This is a genomic window from Actinosynnema sp. NPDC004786 (genome assembly GCF_053601135.1).
In genome coordinates this window covers 23819-39398 of record NZ_JBSGBG010000023.1, presented here as the reverse complement: position 1 = coordinate 39398, position 15580 = coordinate 23819, and the positions used below count along the sequence as shown (strand labels likewise).

At 73.9% G+C, this 15580-nt stretch carries 16 protein-coding genes; 5 read left to right on the top strand and 11 right to left on the bottom strand.

The window, feature by feature from the left end:
* Together malQ and ACWEFJ_RS21530 are read right to left on the bottom strand one after the other, a co-directional pair.
* Positions 1 to 1893 carry a 4-alpha-glucanotransferase gene (gene malQ / locus ACWEFJ_RS21535; RefSeq protein WP_449714804.1) on the bottom strand — a complete coding sequence of 631 codons (1893 nt, stop codon included), beginning with the start codon at positions 1891 to 1893 and terminating at the stop codon, positions 1 to 3.
* A 121-nt stretch (positions 1894 to 2014) separates the two neighbouring features.
* The gene (locus tag ACWEFJ_RS21530; RefSeq protein ID WP_449714854.1) at positions 2015 to 2938 is read right to left on the bottom strand and encodes a LacI family DNA-binding transcriptional regulator; all 924 of its coding nucleotides are present in this window, start codon (positions 2936 to 2938) and stop codon (positions 2015 to 2017) included.
* A gap of 109 nt (positions 2939 to 3047) precedes the next feature.
* On the opposite strand from ACWEFJ_RS21530, the gene ACWEFJ_RS21525 reads away from it, so the two are divergent.
* A complete protein-coding gene (locus ACWEFJ_RS21525) occupies positions 3048 to 3512 on the top strand; it encodes a peroxiredoxin (RefSeq protein WP_378089820.1) in 465 nt (154 codons plus the stop codon).
* Between the two features lie 367 nt (positions 3513 to 3879).
* Here ACWEFJ_RS21525 and ACWEFJ_RS21520 read toward each other — a convergent pair whose 3' ends face one another.
* From ACWEFJ_RS21520 to shbA, 7 genes are all read right to left on the bottom strand, one after another.
* Positions 3880 to 4503: a TetR/AcrR family transcriptional regulator gene (locus ACWEFJ_RS21520; protein WP_449714803.1), complete on the bottom strand. Its 624-nt coding sequence runs from the start codon at positions 4501 to 4503 to the stop codon at positions 3880 to 3882.
* 2 nt (positions 4504 to 4505) lie between these two features.
* On the bottom strand, positions 4506 to 5456 hold the full coding sequence (locus ACWEFJ_RS21515; protein WP_449714802.1) for an LLM class F420-dependent oxidoreductase: 951 nt from the start codon (positions 5454 to 5456) through the stop codon (positions 4506 to 4508).
* Between the two features lie 248 nt (positions 5457 to 5704).
* Positions 5705 to 6514, bottom strand: coding sequence for a M23 family metallopeptidase (locus ACWEFJ_RS21510; RefSeq protein ID WP_378092227.1), 810 nt, complete (start codon positions 6512 to 6514; stop codon positions 5705 to 5707).
* 412 nt (positions 6515 to 6926) lie between these two features.
* Positions 6927 to 9041: a transglycosylase domain-containing protein gene (locus ACWEFJ_RS21505; RefSeq protein WP_449714801.1), complete on the bottom strand. Its 2115-nt coding sequence runs from the start codon at positions 9039 to 9041 to the stop codon at positions 6927 to 6929.
* A 269-nt stretch (positions 9042 to 9310) separates the two neighbouring features.
* Positions 9311 to 9448, bottom strand: a complete 138-nt coding sequence (locus ACWEFJ_RS21500) for a hypothetical protein (RefSeq protein WP_449714800.1) — start codon at positions 9446 to 9448, stop codon at positions 9311 to 9313.
* Positions 9449 to 9496: 48 nt separating this feature from the next.
* Positions 9497 to 10576: a PfkB family carbohydrate kinase gene (locus tag ACWEFJ_RS21495; protein WP_378092231.1), complete on the bottom strand. Its 1080-nt coding sequence runs from the start codon at positions 10574 to 10576 to the stop codon at positions 9497 to 9499.
* 22 nt (positions 10577 to 10598) lie between these two features.
* Positions 10599 to 11297: an RNA polymerase sigma factor ShbA gene (shbA, locus tag ACWEFJ_RS21490; RefSeq protein ID WP_378092233.1), complete on the bottom strand. Its 699-nt coding sequence runs from the start codon at positions 11295 to 11297 to the stop codon at positions 10599 to 10601.
* Positions 11298 to 11622: 325 nt separating this feature from the next.
* Between shbA and ACWEFJ_RS21485 the strand changes: the two genes are divergently transcribed.
* The 4 genes from ACWEFJ_RS21485 to ACWEFJ_RS21470 are packed head-to-tail and all read left to right on the top strand — an operon-like array spanning position 11623 to position 13804.
* Positions 11623 to 12447, top strand: coding sequence for an alpha/beta fold hydrolase (locus ACWEFJ_RS21485; RefSeq protein WP_378092235.1), 825 nt, complete (start codon positions 11623 to 11625; stop codon positions 12445 to 12447).
* Positions 12448 to 12484: 37 nt separating this feature from the next.
* Positions 12485 to 12670, top strand: a complete 186-nt coding sequence (locus ACWEFJ_RS21480) for a helix-turn-helix domain-containing protein (protein ID WP_378092237.1) — start codon at positions 12485 to 12487, stop codon at positions 12668 to 12670.
* A gap of 4 nt (positions 12671 to 12674) precedes the next feature.
* Entirely contained in the window at positions 12675 to 13241 is a 567-nt protein-coding gene (locus ACWEFJ_RS21475; RefSeq protein WP_449714799.1) for a nucleotidyltransferase family protein, read from the top strand.
* A 29-nt stretch (positions 13242 to 13270) separates the two neighbouring features.
* Positions 13271 to 13804 (top strand): hypothetical protein, encoded by a 534-nt coding sequence (locus ACWEFJ_RS21470; RefSeq protein ID WP_449714798.1) that lies wholly within the window; start codon positions 13271 to 13273, stop codon positions 13802 to 13804.
* A gap of 3 nt (positions 13805 to 13807) precedes the next feature.
* Here ACWEFJ_RS21470 and ACWEFJ_RS21465 read toward each other — a convergent pair whose 3' ends face one another.
* Together ACWEFJ_RS21465 and ACWEFJ_RS21460 are read right to left on the bottom strand one after the other, a co-directional pair.
* Positions 13808 to 14431, bottom strand: a complete 624-nt coding sequence (locus ACWEFJ_RS21465; RefSeq protein WP_378092243.1) for a hypothetical protein — start codon at positions 14429 to 14431, stop codon at positions 13808 to 13810.
* 22 nt (positions 14432 to 14453) lie between these two features.
* Complete coding sequence (locus tag ACWEFJ_RS21460) at positions 14454 to 15296, bottom strand: lysozyme (RefSeq protein WP_378092245.1); 843 nt, start codon at positions 15294 to 15296, stop codon at positions 14454 to 14456.
* Positions 15297 to 15580 lie beyond the last annotated feature (284 nt).

Genomic DNA, 15580 nt, shown 5'->3' with positions numbered 1-15580 from the left:
TCATGACGAACCGGTTCCCGGTGCGCGACCCGCGGCCAACGCCGCGGCCACCGCGCGCACGCCCGGCTCGGCGAACAGGTCGGCGAGCGGGACCGGGAGCGGGATGCGCCAGTTCGGGTACTGGTCGGTGGTGCCCGGCAGGTTGGGCTGGCGCAGCTCGCCCAACGCGTCCTGCGGCGAGGTCAGCACGAGCGCCGACCGGGCTTTCGCCAGCAGGGCGTGGAACGCGGTAACCACATCATCGGCGGCCAGGCCTTCCTGCTTGAGGAGTTCGAGCAACTCGCCGCGCTCGCGCTCGGCTGCCCCGTATTCCCCGTCCGCGGGCCCGTCAAACAACCCCAGTTCGGCTCGCACCCGAACGTGTTCGGCGGCGAGGAACCCGGCCACCGTCGGCAGGTCGTGGGTGGAGATGCTGGCCATGGCCGACGCGGTCCACTTCTCCGGCGGGATCAGCGGGTGGTCGGGCAGGTCGTACTCCCGTTGGAACCACAGCACGGCCGAGCTGAGCATGCCGTGCTCGTGCAACGCCTCGGTGACCTTCGGCTCGACCGTGCCCAGGTCCTCGCCCACGACGACCGCGCCCGCGCGGTGCGCCTCCAGCGCCAGCACCGCGAGCATCGCCTCGGAGTCGTAGTGCACGTACGTGCCGCGCTTGGGCGGTTCGCCCGGCGGGATCCACCACAGCCGCCACAGACCCGCCACGTGGTCGATGCGGATGCCGTCCGCGTGCCGCAGCACGCTGCGCACCACGGCCCGGAACGGCTCGTAGCCCTGCTCGGCGAGCCGGTCGGGCCGCCACGGCGGCAGCCGCCAGTCCTGGCCCAGGCGGCTGAACGCGTCCGGTGGCGCGCCGACCGTGACGTCCGCGGCGAACGCGTCCCGCACGGCCCACGTGTCCGCCCCGCCGGGGTGCACGCCCACGGGCAGGTCGTGCACGATGCCGACGGGCATGCCCGCGTCGCGCGCGGCCCGGCGGGCGGCGGCGAGCTGCTGCTCGCACAGCTCCTGCAGCCACGCGTGGAACGCCACCCGTTCGGGGTCGGCGGTGGCGGTCGCGGGGTCGCGCTGCTCGGGCGGCCACTCGCGCCAGTCCGGGCCGTGCCGCTCGGCCAGCGCGCAGAACCGGGCGAAGTCGCGCAGCTCGCCCTCGGGCTCGCGGTGCCCGACGTGCCGCCAGAGCAGCTCCAGCGCCTGCGCCTTGGCCCGCCACACGGCGTCGTAGTCGATCAGCTCGGTGTCGCCGGGCGGGCGCAGCGCGTCGACCGCCGCGCGGGTGGCCTCGTCGGCGTCCCGGTACGCCGGGATGTCGGAGATCCGCAGGTAGAGGGGGTTGGCGAAGCGGCGGCTCGACGGCGAGTAGGGCGAGCGCTCCACCGGCGTGGTCGGGCTGATCGCCTGCACCGGGTTGACCAGCAGCACGCCCGCACCCAGCTCGGCGGCGCTGCGCCGGGCCAGCGTGGCCAGGTCGCCGTAGTCGCCCATGCCCCACGACTCGGCCGAGCGCATGGCGTAGAGCTGGAGCATCCAGCCCCACGACCGGGGGACGGGCGCGAGCCGGCGCGGGGCGACGATCACGGTGCGCCCGCCGAGCCGGTGGTAGCCGAGCGGCAGCGCGGCGGGCAGCCCGACCCGGCCGCCGTCCTCCAGCTCGACCACGCGGTCCGGGCCGGGGTCGTCCAGGACGTCGCCCTCGCGCAGCACGATCGTGCGCGGTGGCGGCTTCGGGGCGGCGAGCGCGCGGCGCACCGCCTCGGGCGTGGACGCGTCCACGTCCAGTTGCGCGAGCACCGCGACGACCACGTCGGGGTCGACGTCGGCGCGGCGTTGATCGGCGTCCTCGTAGTGGGTGGCCACGCCGTGGGCCTCGGCCAGTGCCGCCAGCTCGTCGTCCACGTCGGACAGCTTCGCCTTCCCCGTCGGTCCGAATCCAGGCCGGTGACAAGTGGTCACCCGATGGTTGCAGGAGGTTGCCCGGGGTTAATAACCCAGCCGAGTGAGGTTCAAACCAGGGAGGTCAACTCCGGCGCGCCGGACCGGTCGACTCGCGCACGACGAGCTGCACCGACGGGGGCTCGGTGTCGTCGTCCTCGCCGCGCAGGCGGGCCAGCAGGACGTCCACGGCGTGCTCGCCGCGCTCCCGCCACGCGCCCTCGACGGCCGTCATGCCGACGGCGCGGGCCAGGTCCGTGCCCTCCAGGCTGACCAGCGAGACGTCGCCGGGCACCTCCCGGCCGTCGCGGCGCAATCGCAGGAACACGCCCAGCGCCACCTCGCCGCTCGTGCTGATCACCGCGGACGGCAGCCGCTCGCCGTCGAGCAGCGCGTCCACCACCTGCTCGCCGCCCGCCACCGTCGAGGACGACCACAGGGTCCACTCGGGACGGACCGCGAGACCCTCCGCGACCAGCACCTCGTCGTAGGACTCGTCGATGTCGCCCGCCAGCACGAGCGCCACGTCCCGGTGCCCGGCCCCGGCGAGGTGCCCGACCGCCAGCCGCAGCGCCTCCCGCAGGTCGTCGTCCCAGACCGCGACCACCGGCACGTCCAGGCCGTCCAGGGCCGCCTGCTCGGCGTCGGTGAGGTTGACCGCCAGCGCCAGCACGCCGTCCACCCGCCGGGCCAGCGGCAGCTCCTCGAAGAAGCGGCGGCGCGCGTCGGCGTCGCGGAGCACGTAGAGCAGCACGTCGTAGCCGGCCTGCCGCAACGCGCCCTCCGCGCCCGCGAGCAGGTCGCCCCGGCCGACGTCCGCGGTGAGCACGGCGATCGCGTACCGCCGGCCGCCGGCGAGGCTGGACGCGTCCCGGGCGATGGCGTACCGCATGCGCTTCGCGACCTCGGTGACGTACCGGCGGGTCGCCTCGGACACGCCGGGCTCGCCGCGCAGCGCCCGCGACACCGTCGCCGCGGACACCCCGGCGGCCCGCGCCACGTCGGACATGCTCGTCAACTCACACCTCCCGGCCTGGTACGAGATTAGCGAGAACCGTACGGTTGCCCGGGCGCGAGCACCCCGCGCGACGTGATCGGCACACCGCGGAAGGACGTCCATGAAGCCCGGCGACCAGGCACCCGACTTCACCCTGCCCGACCAGGACGGCGTCGACCGGACCCTGTCCGACCTGCTGGCCGACGGCCCCGTGGTGCTGTTCTTCTACCCCGCCGCGATGACCGCCGGGTGCACCGCGGAGAGCTGCCACTTCCGGGACCTGGCGGCGGAGTTCGCCCAGGTCGGGGCGCAGCGGGTGGGCATCAGCCCGGACCCGGTGCGGCGGCAGCGGGAGTTCGCCGACCGGCACGGCTTCGACTACCCGCTGCTGTCCGACGACGCAGGCGGGGTGGCCGCCCGGTTCGGCGTGAAGCGCCGCTTCGGCCCGCTGCCGGTGAAGCGGCACACGTTCGTGATCGACACCGACCGGACCGTGATCGAAGTCATCAAATCGGAGTTCGCCATGGCCGCCCACGCGGACAAGGCGCTGGAAGTCCTGCGCCGGCGGACCGACCGCACCCCCTAGCCGCTCCGGCGGCCGGGCGGCCTCGGCAGCGGGCGCTGCCCGACACCCCCGCCCCGACACCCCCGCCCCGACACCCCTGCCCCGGCCCGAGCCGGTCCGAGCCGCCTCGGGCCGGCTGCCGGGCTCGAACCGGCCCCGCCCGCCGCCCGACACCGCGCCGAACCCGCCTCCGAGCGGGGTCCGCGCCGATCGCCGGCCACCGCCACCGCCGCCACCACCGCCACCGCCACCACCGCCACCACCACCACCGCCACCGCCACCACCGCCACCACCGTCGCCGCCACCGCCACCGCCACCGCCACCGTCGCCGTCGCCGTCGCCGTCGCCCGAGCGCGCCACCGTCCTCCGAGTTGCGCGTAGTGCCTGGTCAGGGGCGGTCGGTCGGCGGTCGGTCGTCCTCCGGCCGGGGTGCGGCCCCGAGGCCCGCCAGCACGAAGTCCGCGATCTCCTCCCCCAGGCGGGTCGGCGACTTCGGCCCGTCCGGGCGGTACCAGGTCGGCAGTTGGTTGACCACGCCCAGCGCGATCAGGACCGCCGTGTCGGCGGGCACGGCGGAGCTGAAGCGGCCCGTCCGCTGGGCCTGCTCGACCACCGCCCGGAACGTCTCGTGGTACCGGCGGCGCTCGGCCCGGAAGTTCGCCATCCGGCCCGCGTCCAGCCGGTGCATCTCGCGCACGAACACCGCCGTCTCGTCCACGCTCGCCGCGGTCGTCTCGACCAGGCTCACCAGGATCCGCCGCACCGTGGTCGCCGGGTCGAGCCCGGCCGCGACGATCCCGTCCAGGTCGGCCATCTGCCGCCCGATCAGCGACCGGTAGATCTCGAACAGCAGGTCGTCCTTGGACTGGAAGTAGTGGTAGAGCGCGCCCTTGGTGACCGAGGCGGCCTCGACCACCTCCTGCACGGTCGTGGCGTCGAACCCCTTCGCGGCGAACAACCGCACGGCCGCGCCCACGATCCGCTCGGGCGTCGCCCCGGTCCGCCGCGCCACCGTCAGGCCCCCGGAGCCAGCGCGCGCACGAGGTCGAGCGGGTCCCCGCCGGTGGGCAGCAGGGCGATGACGGGCGTGTCCACGCCGTTGGCCGCGTACTCCGCCACCCGCGCCCGGCACGCGGCCACGCTGCCGTGCACGACCAGCGCGTCCACCACCTCGTCGGGGACGAGCGCGCCCGCGCCACGCCGGTCGCCGGCCGCCCACGCCTCGTGCATCGGGCGCAGCGCCTCGCCGCGCCCCAGCCAGTCGTGGAACGCCGCGTAGGCGGGCAGGGTCAGGTACGTGCTGATCAGCATGCGCCCGAGCGCGCGGGCGGCGTCGGCGTCCTCGGTCGGGCAGACGAAGATCCGGGCGGCGAGTTCCCCCGCGCCCAGCTCGGCCCGCACCTTCGGCACGTCCTCGACGCCGAGCCAGTTGGTGATCGCGCCGTCCGCCTCGCGCCCGGCGAGCCGCAGCATGCCGGGGCGCAGCGCGGCGAGCATGATCGGCACCGGCTGCTCGGGCGTCCGCTCCAGCCGGAACCCGCGCACGGAGAACGTCTCGTAGTCCTCCGACACCTTCCCGCCCGCCAGGGCCGCCTTGAGGAACCGCAGCGTGTCCCGCGTGCGCTTGAACGGCTCGGCGAACGGCACGCCGTTCCACCGCTCCACGATCGCGGGCGAGGACGAGCCGATGCCGAGCACGAACCGCCCGCCGGTCACCTCGGCCAGCGTGGCGGCCGTCATGGCCAGCGTGGCCGGGCCGCGCGTGTAGACGGGGGCGATCGCCGTGCCCAGCCGGACCCGGTCGGACCACTGCGCGGCCAGCGCCAGCGGGGTGAAGGCGTCCGTGCCGGCGGTCTCGGCGGACCACACGTCCGTGTAGCCCAGCTCGGCCAGCTCGGCCACCAGCGCGCGGTGGTCGAGCACCGGCACGCCGGTCAGCGGCAGGGTGATTCCCCAACGGCCCACGATCGCCTCCCTGAAGGTGTCGACCGCCACCGTACCGCAGGTACCGACCAGTCGGTATGCCCGTCACGCGACCAGCGCGCACGACCTGACCTGCCACGTCGTGCGGAGAAGCGGTCCGAACCGGGCCGGGGCTCGCCGCCCTGCCGGCACTCCCCGCCGGAACGACCCCTGCCGGGTCGGGGTCCGCGCCGCACGAGGGCGTGACGCGGACCCCGACCCGGCAGGTGCGGTGACGGGCGTGGTCGGGCTCAGAGGCTGATGCCGCGCTCGCCCAGCCAGCCGATCGGGTCGATCTTCTGCGAGCCGTTGATCCACACCTCGAAGTGCAGGTGCGGACCGGTCGACTGACCGCGGTTGCCCATGGTCGCGATCTGCTCGCCCGCGCGGACGTGCTGGCCCGCGGTCACGAGCGTCTCGTTGACGTGACCGTAGATCGTGATCGTGCCGTCGTTGTGCTGCACGCGCACCCAGAGGCCGAAGCCGGACGCCGGGCCCGCCTCGACGACCACGCCGTCCATCGCGGACAGGATCGGGGTGCCGATGGCGTTGGCGATGTCCACGCCGTAGTGCGTCGTGCCCCACCGGGCCCCGAAGCCGGACGTGAACGTGCCCTGGGCGGGCTTCACGACCGCCGGGCGCTTCGCGGCCTCCTCGGCGGCCCGGGCGGCCTCCTCGGCGGCCTTGGCCGCGGCGGCGCGGGCCTGCTCCTCGGCGACGCGCGCCTTCTCCGCGTCCTCGGCTTCCTTCTGCCGCTTCAGCTCGGCCTGCCGCGCCTGGTAGCCGTCGGACGCGTGCCGGATCGCCTGGTCGACGTGCTGCCGGGCGAACAGCCCCTCCGACCGCATCAGCTTCGCCGCCTCGAACGCGGGCTGGACGGCGTGGACGGTGCGGACCTCGGCCTTCTGGGGCGCGGAGGTGTGGACCAACGCCGCCGCCAGGTCGGGGCCCGCGGCGAGCGGGAGGAACTTGGTCTCGCCGCCGTCGAAGCCGCCGGCGGCGCCGACGCCGCCCGCCAGTGCTCCGGCCGCGACCACGACGGCCGCGACGCGACCGCCCACGGGTTTCCTGTCGCACACCGCTCGGTGCGAGCGGCGGGGGCCGGTCGGGGGGTGGGGCGCGACGAACGCGCGTCGCCCGCCGGCTTTCGAGTGCCGTGCCAAGGTAGTGCCTTCCTGCATCGGGGAGCACGGCCCGGTCACAGGGACACCTGGCGGGGGATCCAGGCTGGCGGCGCTTTCGGGGAGCGACCGCCGTGTCCCTATGGTGACCGAACCGTGACATGCGGCCGGGACCGTAACCCGATGTAACAGGAGAGGGCAAGTCCTAACACAAGCGCTGCGACTTTTTGGTGAGATAACCCACTGATCGTCACACTGCGTGTTCGGATACCCGTAAGTTCCGTATCAGTCCGTTATAAAACCCCAGGTCAGAAGGCAGATTGGTCGTGACGTAACCCGTGACGAAGGTCGACTAGCGGTAGCGCGGGTCGACCGGCGGGAGATCCACCTGCGGCTTGCCCTCGTGGATCACCCGCATGGCGTTGAACCAGGTCGGCGCAGCCACCTGACCACCGTAAACACCGCCGGCGTCGTTCGTGCCGCACAGCCTCGGCGGGGTGCCGTTGCAGATCACCTGCGGCGCCACCCCATCGGTGAACGTCATGACCGCGCCGGCGAACTGCGGCGTGGCGCCGATGAACGCCACGGACCAGTGGTTCTCGGTGGTGCCGGTCTTGCCGATCATCGGCCGGGTCCAGCCGGTCGCCGCGCCCGCGGCGGTGCCGCCCGGCTTGGTGTCGTGGCTCATCGCGGTCGCCAGCGCGTTCGCCACCTCGGGGGCGACCGCCTGGTCGCACGGGATCTCCTTCAGCGGGACCGGCCGGCCGTTGCGGTCCACGATCTTCTCGACCGGCGTGGGCGGGCACCACTTGCCGCCGCTGACGATCGTCGCGGCGACGTTCGACAGCTCCAGCACGCTGGTCGGGCCGGCGCCCAGGGTGAACGAGCCGCTGTTGTCCCGCTTGTAGGTGTCGCCCTGCGACGGGCCGTTGGAGCCGTCCGCCTTGAGCGGGTCGCCCGCGTTGTTCACGCCCTGCATCGACTCCCGCAGGCCGAGCCGGTACGCCATGTCGACCACGTTGTTCAGGCCGGCCTTCTCCTGCAGGATGATGAACCCCGTGTTCGGCGACTGGGCCAGCGCCTCGGTCAAGGTCATCTTTTCCTTGTACTCGCCCGCATTCTTGACCGTGTAGGGCTTGTTGCCGTCCTTGTAGACCCTGGACGTGTAGAGCTTCGGCACGTCGATCTGCTTGTCGATGCCGGTGACGTGCTGCTCCAGCGCGGACGCGGCGGTGAACACCTTGTAGATCGAGCCCGCGCCGAACCTGGTCACCTCGGCCGGGATCGAGTAGGCGCTCTGCCCGGCGTCGGCGTTGTTGCCGAAGTCGCGGTTGGCGGCCAGCGCCCGCACCCGGTGCTTGTCCGTGCCCGGCTCGACCACCGCCATGGCGTTCGCGACGCCCGGCTGGGTCTTCGGCACCTGGCCCTCGGCGGCGTCCTTGGCCGCGCGGGTGGCGACCGGGTCCATCGTGGTGGTGATCGTGTAGCCGCCGCGCTTCAGCTCCTCGACCGACAGGCCCGCCTTGTCCAGGTAGTCGATCAGGTAGCGGCAGAAGAAGCCGTAGACCGGGCCGTCGCCCGCGCCGACGCACCCGTTGGGCAGCAGCTTCAGGTCGGGCACCACGCCGATGTCGGCGGCCTTGTACTCGTTGGCCTGCTCCTCGGCGACCTTCGGGTCGGGGCCGAACGCGCCGTTGTCGCGCATCCGGTCGATCACGGTGTTGCGGCGCTTGATCGCGGCGTCCACGTCGGAGCCCGGGTTCAGCCTGCTCGGCTCGTTGACCAGGCCCGCGAGCATCGCGGCCTGCGGCACGGTCAGCTTGTCCGGGGTGGTGTCGAAGTAGGTGCGGGCCGCCGCGCCGACGCCGAACGCGCCGTTGCCGAACGGGACGACGTTGAGGTAGGCGGTGAGGATCTCGTCCTTGCTCATCCGCTGCTCGAGCTGGGTGGCGATCCGGGCCTCGCTGATCTTGCGGCCCAGCGTCACCTCCGTCGCCTTCTCGTACGCCTCCTCGGAGCCCTTGCCGACGACGAACGCGAGGTAGTTCTTCACGTACTGCTGGGTCAGCGTGGACGCGCCCTGGGTGGTCTCGCCGTCGACGCCCGCCTTGGCGGCGGCGCGGGCGATGCCCTGCCAGTCGACGCCCTTGTGCTCGAAGAACCGCTTGTCCTCGACCGCGATGATCGCGGCCTTCATCGTGTCCGCGATGCCCTCGGACGGCACCGGGATCCGGTACTGGTCGTAGAGGTAGGCGATCGGCTGGCCGTGCATGTCCAGCACGGTGGTCACGAGCGGCAGCTCGGCCTTGGTCAGCTCACCGGAGGTCTGGTCGACCGTGTCCGCCGCCCGGTTGGACGCCAGGCCGAGCCCGCCGACGACCGGGAACAGCACCGCCGCGACGAGCACGCCCGCCATCAGGCACAACCCCACCAACTTGACCAGACCTGTCGCGCGCGCGGCGAACACGAACCAGCAACCCCTTCCAACAACCCCTCGGGAACCCCCACTGACTAAGTCGCGCGAAGACCCCCGCAGGTTGCTCCGCGGCGGGCGGGAGTTCACCGGGTGATCTTCGACGACGGTTGTCGAAGTTACTCCTGCCCGCTCGAACCCGTGGTCAAACCCCACTGGGCCGGACGGCGGCACCCCGCCAGGCACGAGAGGGTGATCGACCTCACCTCCGGGCGGCCGTGCGGCGGGCCCTGGCGGAGGCTCCGGTCGGGTTCTTCGACGGGTCAATGATCGAACAGGTGTTCCCCCGCCGGCAAGATCACGATCGGGTGATCCGCCGACGCCCACGGCGTGTCGACCACGTCCGCGCCGATCAAGTCCGCTGCGAGCGCGTCCGGGCCGGCCGTGTCCGTCGCGGGCACGTCGGGGCCGATCGGGGTTCGGCGGTGCCGAACGCGGCCCCCGAGCGGTCAGCTCGACGCGCGCAGCCGGATCGTCGCGCTGGCCCGGCGGACCTCCACCCCCGTGTGGCTCGGCACCACGTCCTCCAGGAACCCGTACTCCTTCAGCTCCTCGTCCGGCCGCCGCGACACGGTCCGCCACCAGGTGGCGATGTCGGCCCACCCCGGCGCCGACAGCGACCCGCCGAAGTGCTGCACGGACAGCGCGGCGCACAGGTTCGCGAACCGCACCCGGTGCGCCAGCGGCCACCCGGCCAGCGTGCCGAGCACGAACCCGGCCCCGAACACGTCACCCGCGCCGGTCGAGTCCAGCGGCGCGACGTTCAGCCCCGGCACGTCCACCATCTCGCCGGTCGCCGAGTCGACCGCCACCGCTCCCCCGCCACCGCGCGTCACCACCACCACGGGCACGTGCTCCGCCAACGCGATCGCAGCGCGCTCCGGCGTGTCCGACCGCGTGTACCGCTGGGCCTCCGCGTGGTTGGGCAGGAACGCGTCGTAGTGCTCCAGCCGCCGCACCAGCTCGGGCGCCCACGCCTCGGTGCGGTCCCACCCGATGTCGGCGAACAGCAGCGCGCCCTGGCGCTTGGCCTTCATCACCCAGCCCTCGTCGTCCGCGCCCACGTGCACGAAGCACGCCCGCGTCCGCGGCGGCGGGTCGAGCAGCTCGTCGGCGGACACCGGCGACCGGTGCCCGTGCGTCACCATGGACCGGTCCTGGTCCATCGCCATGGACACGGTCACCGGCGAGTGCCAGCCGTAGAACCGGCGGCAGTAGCTGAGGTCGACGCCTTCCTGCTCGGCCAGGATCTCCCAGCAGAAGTCGCCGTAGGCGTCCTCGCCGAACGCGGCGGACAGCGCGGTCCGGAGCTGGAGCCTGCTCAGCGCCACGGCGAGGTTCGCGATGCCGCCGGGGCACGAGCCGAGCCCTTCCGCCCACACCTCGGTGCCGGGGGCGGGCGGCCGGTTCAGGCCGGTGAAGATGATGTCGAGGAAGACCGTCCCGGACAGCAGCACGTCGAACTCCGGCGGCGGACCCGCACCGGCCGAGGGGTCCGACGGCGGCGCGGGCGGAGGCGTGGCGGCCATGGACCCACCATGCCAGGACCGGTCAGCCGTCAACAGCCGCGAACATCTCGCGCATACGGGCCAGCGCACGGTGCTGCGCGACGCGGACCGCGCCCGCGGTCGAGCCCACCGCGGCCGCCGTCTCCTCCGCCGACAGCCCCACGGCGACCCGGAGCACCAGGATCTCCCGCTGCCGCTCGGGCAGCCGCTGGAGCAGCTCGGTGACGTGGCCGATCATCTCGCCGGTCATCGCGCGCTGCTCCGGCCCGTCCTCCAGGGTCGGCGCGTCCGGCAGCTCGGGCACGACCTCGGCCCGGCTGCGCACCGCCCGTCTTCGCGCGTCGGCGACCTTGTGCGCGGCGATCCCGTACACGAACGCGAGGAACGACCCGGGCTCGTAGCTGTACCGGCCGAGCGCCGCCACCACGGCCAGGCACACCTCCTGGGCGATGTCCTCGGCGGAGACGAGCGTGCGCTCCCTGGACCCGACGCGCGCCCGGCAGTAGCGCAGCACCAGCGGCTGGATGCGCGCCAGGAGTTGGCCGACGGCGCGCGGGTCGCCCAGCAGCGCCTCGTCGACCAGTTCGGACAGCTCGGCCTCGGCCAACCACCGGGCGGTCCCCCGGGACGGGCCGTCGCCCACCACCAGCCTGACCTCCGGGCGGCCGGGCACGTCCACGACGTCGCGAACCGCGCCGACCCCCACCTCGACGTCGGCCCGCACGGATGCGTGCTGCACCATCCGGCGACCTCCTCACGCTCGTCCTGCCTCCGGCCCATCCCGGCTCACTGAAGAGGAGCGGGCAGACGTGCTCCTGATACGAAGCTGACCACGATCCGACTCCCTGTGACCCCCACAGCACTCGCCCGTGACGACGGATAAGCCGAACGGCGGAACGACAGGGCGGCGTTGCCACACCACGACGAGTCTTGCGGCACCCGACCGGGCGTACTTCTCGACCGGATCGGAGTAGCGGCGGAACCCGCCACCGCCGGCGGGCCGGGTCCCGCGGCCCCGTCAGAATGGCCGCGCAACGCGTGGAGCGGATGGGCTGAGGAGCACCGTGATGGAACAGCTGGGCGTGCGGACCGACCGGGGCGACTTCGACGCGATCGCGGCGGGTCCCGAGGACGGCAGGCCGGTGGTGCTGCTGCACGGCTTCCCCGAGGCCGCCGTCGAGTGGGAGCACCAGGTGGCGGTGCTCGGCCGCGAGGGGTTCCGGGCGGTGGCGTTCGACCAGCGCGGCTACTCCCCCGGCGCGCGGCCGGAGCGCGCCGCCGACTACGGCGTGGAGGAGCTGGTCGGCGACGTGCTCGCGGTGGCGGACCACTTCGGCTGGTCGTCGTTCGACCTGGTGGGCCACGACTGGGGCGGCGCGGTGGCGTGGTGGACCGCGGCGGAGCACCCCGACCGGGTGCGCCGGCTCGCGGTCGTCTCGACACCGCACCCCGGCGCGTTCGCCGAGGCCCTGCGCACCGACGAGGACCAGCACCTGCGGTCGGGCTACATGACCGAGTGGCGCAACAGCGGCACCGAGAAGCGCATGCTGGCCGACGACGCCGCGGCGTTGCGGCGGATGTTCGAGTGGCGGGTGCCGCCGAGCCGGGTGGACGAGTACGTGCGGCGGCTGTCCGAGCCGGGCGCGCTGACCGCCGCGCTCAACTGGTACCGGGCGGGGCGGCCGGGCGGCAGGGCGGGGAAGGTGTCCGTGCCGACGCTGTACGTGTGGAGCACGGAGGACGTGGCGTTCGGCTCCACGGCCGCGTTGGCCACCGGCGACTGGGTCACCGGCCCCTACCGGTTCGAGATGCTGGAGGACGTGTCGCACTGGGTGCCGGAGGAGGCCCCGGAAGCGCTCACGGCGCTGCTCCTCGAGCACCTCTCGTCTTGATTGAACCGATGCCGCGCCGCCGCACGTGTTCTCCCGTATGACGGAGTTGACCTACTCGGAGCGCCGGGTCGCGACGCTCGCCGCCGCCGGCCACGGCAACCGGGCGATCGCGCTGCGGCTGCACATCACCGTGAGCACCGTGGAGCAGCACCTGACCAGGGTCTACCGCAAGCTGGCCGTGGCGAACCGGGAGGAGCTGAAGGGGCACAGCGCCCTAGTGTGAGCCCATGCGGGTCGCGGGGTTGCTGCTGGCCGCGGGCGCCGGGCGGCGGTTCGGCGGTCCCAAGGCGCTGGTGTCGCACGGCGGCGGGCTGTGGGTGGACCGGGCCGCGGCGGTGTTGCGCGACGCCGGGTGCTCGCCGGTCGTCGTGGTGCTCGGCGCCGCGGCGTCGTCGGTGCGCGCCCGGGCGACCCTGGACGGCTGCGTGGTCGTGGACAACCCCGACTGGGCCACCGGCATGGGGTCGTCGCTGCGCACCGGGCTGGACGCGTTGACCGGCGCGGACGTGGCGGCGGTCGTCGTGCTGCCGGTGGACACGCCGGGCGTCACCGCGGCGGCCGTGGAGCGCTTCCGCGCGCTGGCGTCGCCCGCGGCGCTGGCGCGCGCCTCGTACGACGGCGCGCCCGGCCACCCCGTGCTGATCGGGGTCGGGCACTGGGCGGGGGTGTCCGCGGCGGCGGTCGGCGACGCCGGCGCCCGGGACTACCTGCGCGCCCACCACGCGCTCGACGTGCCGTGCGACGACGTGGCGGACGGGCGCGATGTCGACCACCCCCGCGATCTCCCCCCGTGAGCCGAGCGCGCTGTGCCAGGGTTCGGGGCATGGGGTTGCTGCGGGGTGGGTTGCTCGCGCTGGCGGTGTCCGGCGCGGTGGCGTGTGGCGCACCGGCCGTCGACCAGGGGGCCGTGCCGCCCTCGACGTCGGGCGCCGGGTGCGCGGTCCGGTACGAGGTGGCGGACGCGGTCGCCCCGGTCGGGCCGAGTTCGGCGTACGCCGAGATCCACGTGGCCCCCCTCGACCCGGCGGAGCAGGAACGGCGGCGGCGGCAGCGCCTGCCGCTGTCGCCGCGCGACCACGGGTCCGCCGTCGAGGCGGCCGGGCGGGTGCGGCCCGCGCTGGAGCGGCTGTGCGCCGCGGGCGACTTCGGTGCGACCGCGACCGCCGAGGCGTTCACCGCGGCCGGCTACCCGGCCAACGACGTGTACGTGCAGCCGTTCCCGGACTCGGCCGGCGTCGGCTACAGCCTGCACCTGGGCGAGCGGGCGTGCGTGACGGGGCACGTCCGGCCGGGCGAGCTGCTGGTCGCCGTGGACGGGGCCCGGCGCGACGGCACGTGCGCCGAGGCGTCGGGCTGACCGTCACGCCGTGGTGGGGCGCTGCTCCTCGGCATCGGGCTGCACCACGGGCAGCGGACCGGAGATGACGCGGGGCAGCGGCACGTCCAGCGGCGGCTCGGTGTCCGGCGTCCAGCGGTCGCGGCCGTCGACCTGGCCGCCCAGCAGGGCGCTCGCCTCCGCGGTCGCCTGCTGCACGATCTCGCGGGCGCGCTGCTCGGCCTCGGCCAGCCTGCGCTGGGTCTCCTGCTCGGTCTCGTCCAGCAGCACGGCCTGCTGCCGCGCCACCTCCTCGGCCCGCTTGAGCATCTGCTCGCTGCGCTCCCGCGCGTCGGTCTCGAACGCGTCGGCCTTCTGCCGGGCCACGTGCATCAGGTAGCGGATGCAGCCGGACACCGCGTTGTCCTTCGAGTAGCCGGCGTGCAGGACCCGGTACTCGGCCAGCTCGCTGCGCGCGTCCTCCAACTCCCGCACCAGGTCCTCGACGGTGGCCACGGCGCCGTCCCGGTCCGTCCGGAGCACCTCCAGCTCCTCGCGCAGGCGCTCGACCTCCTGCCGCGCGCGGATCAGCGCCCCGTCCACCTCCCGCCGGTCGTAGCCGCGCCACCGCACGGGGAACGTCGTGCCTCGGGACTTGTCGATGTGCATGGCTGCCGCCGTTCCGGACGACTCAGCCCCGGGCCAGCGCCACGAGGTCGTCCATGGTGCCGTTGAACAGGTTGTGGTCGATCGGGGTGGAGGTGTACTGCCAGATGGCCTGCGCCGCCCAGGCGTGCGGCAGCGGGCCGACGGCGTCGGCGTAGCGGGCCACCCACAGCGGGTTGGTGCCCGAGAGGTCGGCGGTGCGGCCGGTGCACAGGTCCCACCACGAGGTGGACGTGTAGATCATCGGCGGTCGCCCGGTGCGGGCCAGGTAGGTGTCGCTGAACTGGCGGATCCACGCCACCATCGCCTCCGGCGTGAGCCCGTAGCACTTGTCGTCGCCGTACGGGTTGTACTCGACGTCGAGCGCGCCGGGCAGCGTGCGGGCGTCGGCGGTCCACCCGCCGCCGTTGTCGACGAAGTAGTGGGCCTGGGCCGCCCCGTCGGAGCGGTCGGGCAGCGCGAAGTGGTACGCGCCCCGGACCATGCCGACGTCGTAGGACCCCTGGTACTGCTGGCCGTAGTTGGGGTTGCGGTAGCCGGTGCCCTCGGTGGCCTTGACGTAGGCGAACCGCACGCCCTGGTTCCACCAGTGCGGCCAGTCGACGTCGCCCTGGTGGCTGCTCACGTCGATGCCCAGGACGGTCGGTCCCCCGACCACGAGGTCGGCCGCGGTCACCGGCGTCGCCCCCTCGTGCTTGGCGATCTGGGAGCCGGCCTCGTGGTCCTCCACCCGCTCCTGCCGGTGGTCCGCGGCGCCGGTGGCGGGCCGCTCGGCCGACGCGGTCGGCACGTGCGGGACCGCCAGGCACGCCAGCGCCGTCACCACCGCGGTCACGCGGGACCGCCACCTCAGGGTTCGCGCCGGCATCGCACATCCCTCCCCGCCCCGCCCGGTGGGGGCGGAGCCGTGTTCGCGCGGCGGCCTGCGCCGAGCCGCGGCCGTGACTTCTGGGCAACGGCTACCACCGGCCGAACCGGGACAACCTGAGGAAGCCTTTTCCACCCGGAAGAATGACAAATACAGACTTTCGCGGCACAGCACGTGACCGGCCGGCACGCTGCGCTGACGATCATTTTCCCGACGAGGGGGAAAATGGCCGGCATGAAGCGACACTGACGGGGGCACTCACCCGGTGAGCGCGACGCACTGGA